Source organism: Morganella psychrotolerans (genome assembly GCF_001676155.1).
In the GTDB taxonomy this organism is placed as follows: domain Bacteria; phylum Pseudomonadota; class Gammaproteobacteria; order Enterobacterales; family Enterobacteriaceae; genus Morganella; species Morganella psychrotolerans.
On record NZ_LZEW01000010.1, the window covers coordinates 1 to 4,888 of the forward strand.

Annotated in this window: 9 protein-coding genes; 1 reads left to right on the top strand and 8 read right to left on the bottom strand. The window is 40.0% G+C overall.

Going from position 1 to position 4,888, the window contains the following annotated elements; genetic code table 11:
* Positions 1-636: hypothetical protein (locus tag AYY16_RS10300; protein ID WP_208020736.1), on the bottom strand; the 636-nt coding region annotated here is incomplete at its 3' end.
* 726 nt (positions 637-1,362) lie between these two features.
* Here AYY16_RS10300 and AYY16_RS10305 point away from each other — a divergent pair.
* Complete coding sequence (locus tag AYY16_RS10305) at positions 1,363-2,193, top strand: FkbM family methyltransferase (RefSeq protein WP_067365926.1); 831 nt, start codon at positions 1,363-1,365, stop codon at positions 2,191-2,193.
* 84 nt (positions 2,194-2,277) lie between these two features.
* Here the strand turns inward: AYY16_RS10305 and AYY16_RS10310 are convergent, their stop codons facing one another.
* The 7 genes from AYY16_RS10310 to AYY16_RS21530 are packed head-to-tail and all read right to left on the bottom strand — an operon-like array spanning position 2,278 to position 4,707.
* Positions 2,278-2,772 (bottom strand): type VI secretion system baseplate subunit TssE, encoded by a 495-nt coding sequence (locus AYY16_RS10310; protein ID WP_082970688.1) that lies wholly within the window; start codon positions 2,770-2,772, stop codon positions 2,278-2,280.
* The gene (locus AYY16_RS21695; protein WP_156664988.1) at positions 2,762-3,007 is read right to left on the bottom strand and encodes a type VI secretion system accessory protein TagJ; all 246 of its coding nucleotides are present in this window, start codon (positions 3,005-3,007) and stop codon (positions 2,762-2,764) included. Before AYY16_RS21695 ends, AYY16_RS10310 begins: the two co-directional genes overlap by 11 nt.
* Positions 2,940-3,380, bottom strand: coding sequence for a type VI secretion system accessory protein TagJ (locus tag AYY16_RS19745; RefSeq protein WP_162271053.1), 441 nt, complete (start codon positions 3,378-3,380; stop codon positions 2,940-2,942). The genes AYY16_RS21695 and AYY16_RS19745 overlap by 68 nt, the downstream gene beginning before the upstream one ends.
* Positions 3,349-3,594 carry a hypothetical protein gene (locus AYY16_RS19750; RefSeq protein WP_082970690.1) on the bottom strand — a complete coding sequence of 82 codons (246 nt, stop codon included), beginning with the start codon at positions 3,592-3,594 and terminating at the stop codon, positions 3,349-3,351. Before AYY16_RS19750 ends, AYY16_RS19745 begins: the two co-directional genes overlap by 32 nt.
* Positions 3,595-3,613: 19 nt before the next feature.
* Complete coding sequence (locus AYY16_RS20265) at positions 3,614-3,973, bottom strand: TagK domain-containing protein (RefSeq protein WP_156664990.1); 360 nt, start codon at positions 3,971-3,973, stop codon at positions 3,614-3,616.
* A complete protein-coding gene (locus AYY16_RS10320) occupies positions 3,886-4,443 on the bottom strand; it encodes a hypothetical protein (RefSeq protein WP_067365929.1) in 558 nt (185 codons plus the stop codon). Before AYY16_RS10320 ends, AYY16_RS20265 begins: the two co-directional genes overlap by 88 nt.
* A gap of 3 nt (positions 4,444-4,446) precedes the next feature.
* Positions 4,447-4,707 carry a PAAR domain-containing protein gene (locus tag AYY16_RS21530; RefSeq protein ID WP_082970691.1) on the bottom strand — a complete coding sequence of 87 codons (261 nt, stop codon included), beginning with the start codon at positions 4,705-4,707 and terminating at the stop codon, positions 4,447-4,449.
* Positions 4,708-4,888: the final 181 nt, after the last annotated feature.

Here is a 4,888-nt window from a genome sequence, read left to right on the forward strand (position 1 = left end):
AGTGCCGGGCTCTTTGCCGTCTGTGCCGGGCTCTTTGCCGTCTGTGCCGGGCTCTTTGCCGTCTGTGCCGGGCTCTTTGCCGGTGTTTCCGTTATCTTTACTGCCTGAGTCAGTATTGCCGTTTGATGAATCATCATTATTATGATTATCACCGGACTTATGATCTTTTGATACGGCAACCGCAGCACCCGCAGCGGCTGTCAGACCGAGGAAAGCCAGTAACTCCCAGCCGATACCGGATGACTCCCAGGTAATCGGTGCCAGGATCTTGTCACCCTGCTGCTGAACAGATGCTTGTTTATCCGCCATATTACCAATGTTGTCATGCTCTACAGCAGACTGAGGCGTATAGTCATGAACCTGCTTACCCGCCGTTTCTCCGATAATCTGTCCCGGAACCAGATAATAATCCTCAATAATAATGGATGGCTCTTCCTCACCCATCAAAAATAGCTTCAGATTATTACCATCACGGACCATGATCACTTTTTGAGGCGCCGCACCGGTTTGTTTATCAACTAATACATAATCCACCCCGGGGATGGCCTTCAGTACACTTACCCCATTTTTTACGGATGGGCCGGCTTTTTTCGTAATGCGGGTTGTTTTATCAACAACACCTATAACGATGGGCATGTTACGTAACTCCTGTATATAAAATGAAGCAGATGCCTGTCGAATACATCTCTGATGAATAAGATCTGATTATTCCCTGACATAGCGATTGGTTTTGCATCATTATTTATTAGCTGTAGCAGTATATATAACAAGAACACTCTATTTTCATAAAAAGGCATACTCTGAATAATTCGGGATACCTGTAGACGTCAATCTGTGTGTAGTCAGCACCCGGGTGTCATGAAGTATGATGAGTATATAATGTCAGTGTCACTGCAATAGTGATACCGATTTTACATACAAAGGAAGGTAAAATGAATCATGTTTTTTATCCGGTATATTCCTAAATATATCCGACTAACAACACCAGCGACAAAAAATACGCATGTTATTTTCATGATAAGATAAACACTCTGCATTTGATGTTTTTTATTTTAATGATACACATTATAAAAATCGACGGAAGATGATTGTACTGATGGATTTTTAGGTAAATAAAATAAAACATTAATAAAAGACAAAATATCCGGAATTATCTTATAACCAACTATCAGTTAATCTTATTATAAAAAACTATCTTGCTGATTTTAAATGCATTTAATAAACCACGCCTATTTTCATTAAAAACATATCATGCACAACTGATTTTCGTTAATTCAGGTATAATGTTATTATTACAGAACAATCATTTTCATTATAGCCCGTACAATAGAGTGCTTGTAAAGAGCACCTGGATTTTAAGTCATGGAAAATAATACATCACGCGAATGCGATATCTATACAACCAGTGACGACTGCCACTACCTGCTCACTTCCGGTCCGGATTATATTAGTGTACGACTGCGCAATGGTGAAGTATGGGAAGCATTTACTGTCGATACCTGTAAAAAATTAACAGAAGATATTAATTCTGCTGTTCTGATAGATATTGGTGCAAATTTAGGTGCATGGTCAGTACCGATGAGTAAACATATCAGTAAGAAAAACGGTACTGTTTACTCTTATGAACCTCAGCGCCAGGTATATAATCAACTTTGCGGAAATATATTTTTAAATAAAATAACCAACTGTTTTACATATAACCTGGCAATAGGCGAGCATAATGGTGAAATTGATGTTCCCGTTTTAGATGCTTTCGCAGATGCTAACCTGGGTGCACTGTCACTGGATGCTGATATACTGAAAGAGCAACGTGCAACATTACCGGAAAAAACAGTAAAAGTGCAAATAAATACGCTGGATAGCCTGAATCTTCCTCTGGCTCATTTAGTTAAAATAGATGTGGAAGGAATGGAACTGGAAGTTCTTACCGGTGGGAAACAGTGGTTAATAAAATCGGGATACCCTTATATTCTTTTCGAGGCTTGGGGTGACTACATGAAATCCACAATAGAAAAGAAAAAGAAAATACTGACCTTGCTGAAAGATGAACTGGGCTATGAAGTGCTCGAAATTGGTGAGTTATATATTGCACAGCACAGTGAAAATCCCGGACCAAAAGTATTTAGTACAGAAAATGGCTACAAAATAAAGAAAGAAACTATCATGTATGGTATGGATTTCCTGTCAATGTGATTAAAATAAAAAGGGCATATCGCAATATGCCCTTTTTACCGAAATCGGATGAGGGTATTAATCTCTCAGTCGTATGAGACAGACTTACCGGTAACTTAAACTAACCTGCTGCGTTTCCATATCATACGTTCCGTTAATACGTAAATCTAACGGATAAGGATCCCAATAAACCAGGGTTCTTATTTCAAAAATAATCACTCCATATTGAGCATACTGGTCTTTATCCGCGAGGGGAGAAATAATCAGTGAGTCCGGAATAACTCTGCTTTCAAAACGTAATATCGCATTACGTAGTTTTTCTTCGACCTGTTCCCAGGTCAATTGGCGGGCATACGCCCCGGTTAACGGAGCGATGCCATAATTAATCACTGAATCTACAACCGGCGATTTACTGTAACGCTGTAATTGCCCTTCTGTATTTTCAGTGCCGAGAATATTAAGAAGATCACGCAATATCACCGAACGCATTTTACGCGAATCGAAATAAAATTTATCGACAGGCTCACGCCGCTCTTTCGGATGTTCATCGATCAACCGATCAAGCAATGCAGGCAGATATTGTTTTTTATTATCCAACATTTTCGGTTTCAGTATTTACCATTACCATAGAAACTTTATTTAGCTCAGATAACGGATATTCACCCATATCAGTGATAACCATTTTCCCGCCTTTACCTGTCAGGAAATATTCAGAGATCTGATCCCACTGAGTTTCAAAACCCAATTTGATTTTATCACTGTCTGTATCACGTACAGGATAGCGAGCCGGGATATAGCCATAAAAAAATATCGCTTTTGACTTTAACCTGAGCATGAATCCAAATAAGATCCAGTAAATCACGGGGTTTTACAATATTGATAGTTTCAATATCTGCAAACGGAACCCAGCGATAGCCACCGGCAACAATAAATTCGCAAATCGGCCCTAAACGGCTGTCGTTATCTGCCATCCAGGCAAAATCACCAATCGTTTCACCACTACCGCCAACAGCAGGGGCATTTTCAAATGCCTGCAAACGCAGTGCTTCTGATTTATCTAATTTATTTTCAATCAGTAATTTATTCGCTTCCCAGATAGATTTCATCCACTCCGGTAATTCCTGCTGCAGCGTCATTGGCTCACGCTTTCCTTTCAGGATCTCTTCACGTAAAATTTCACTGAATACTAAATTTTTTATACAGCTCAAGCTGCTTATCATCATTATGACCATCAATTAATGACCATGTTTCCAGCTGAACCATCGCCTTTTCCCAATAGCCTTTCAGGCAATAGAGTTTAAACAGTGTTTCACGAAAAACTAAGTCACTCGGCTGTTGTTTTACTTTATTAAGCGTATCTTCAAAAAATTCATCCAGTGATGAACCAGAGAGAATATCAGAGAGTTTTTGCGTTGTGGCCATTATCAAAATCCTTAATTAATTATAAACGGCTATCTAAGCCTAATTTATAGAGTTCCTTCGAAACAAGTGATGAAACTGAGTCTTTTGCATACGGAATAATTCCATCCGGAGCCAACATTCTGAGAATGTCGTAATCCTCATGCTCATCCTGTGTTAAATCGACTTCTTCCATAGTTGATAGTTCACGCCAGACACGTTCCATAAATGCGGACGTTTCAAAAATACACTCTGTCAGATTCAGGTCTTTTATTTGCTCACAAAGTGAGTCGAAACTACCATCATCGTCTGTTGTTAATTTTGCTTCCTGTGCATTGCTATCTTCATTCTGAAGAGAATCAATTTCTCCCCATAAAAGAAATTTCTTATATTCAACTTCCAGTTTTTTTTAATGCATCTCCATTTTTTTCTGCTTTCTTCACTTGCATATTCCATTGAAATAAATCCCGCACCCTGCGGTAATATTTCGTGTATTTCAATATTACTGAAATCTACTTTTGTCGGTGTCAGCTCAGTTAAAGCTTCAATAACAGACGCTGACTGACTATTTTCAGCTGCAACAAATGAAAGCGAAAAATGACCTATCTGAACCGTCGATCCATATATTAAACGGACCTTTGTACCAAAAGGAACCTGCTGTTTATTTACAAAACACACCAGGTCCTGACAGGTATTCTGCAAAACCGGTCCCGTATTGGTGTAATAAAATAAAACATCAGTATCCTGATCATTGCGGGACTGTAATGATACATTCGCAGTGAATGCATTAATAATCACCGGATTATCAATGGTATTTTGTTCAGTCAGTTTGACCGACCCTTTCCGGGTCGGCCAGTTAAAATGCAATAACATGATTCAATGACCGATAAAAACGTTACATGAACCACTTGAGATAGCAGTACCACACCCGCCACAATCTCCTGCACGGGCAGCCGGAATATTGTTTACAAAGACAGAACATGAAGCACTGGATATACAACATTTAACGTGGATAGAGCAGCAAACCGGTGCCCCGATAAATGTTTGCGGAATATTATTGGTTGTTACATTACATGACCCTGCTTCCACACATCCGCAGTGACAGGCAACATCACCCATTCGTGCTGCTGGTAACATATTCTCTCCTTCATGGGATACGCCGGACAATTACTTGCCGGCGTATCCTCTTGGTTTTTAATCCCAGATTGTCGGTGTCGGTATCGGTGTCGATATTGTCGGCGTCGGTGTTGTCGGCGTCGGTGTTGTCGGCGTCGGTGTTGTCGGCGTCGGTGTTGTCGGCTCGGTGTTCGTGGCGTGG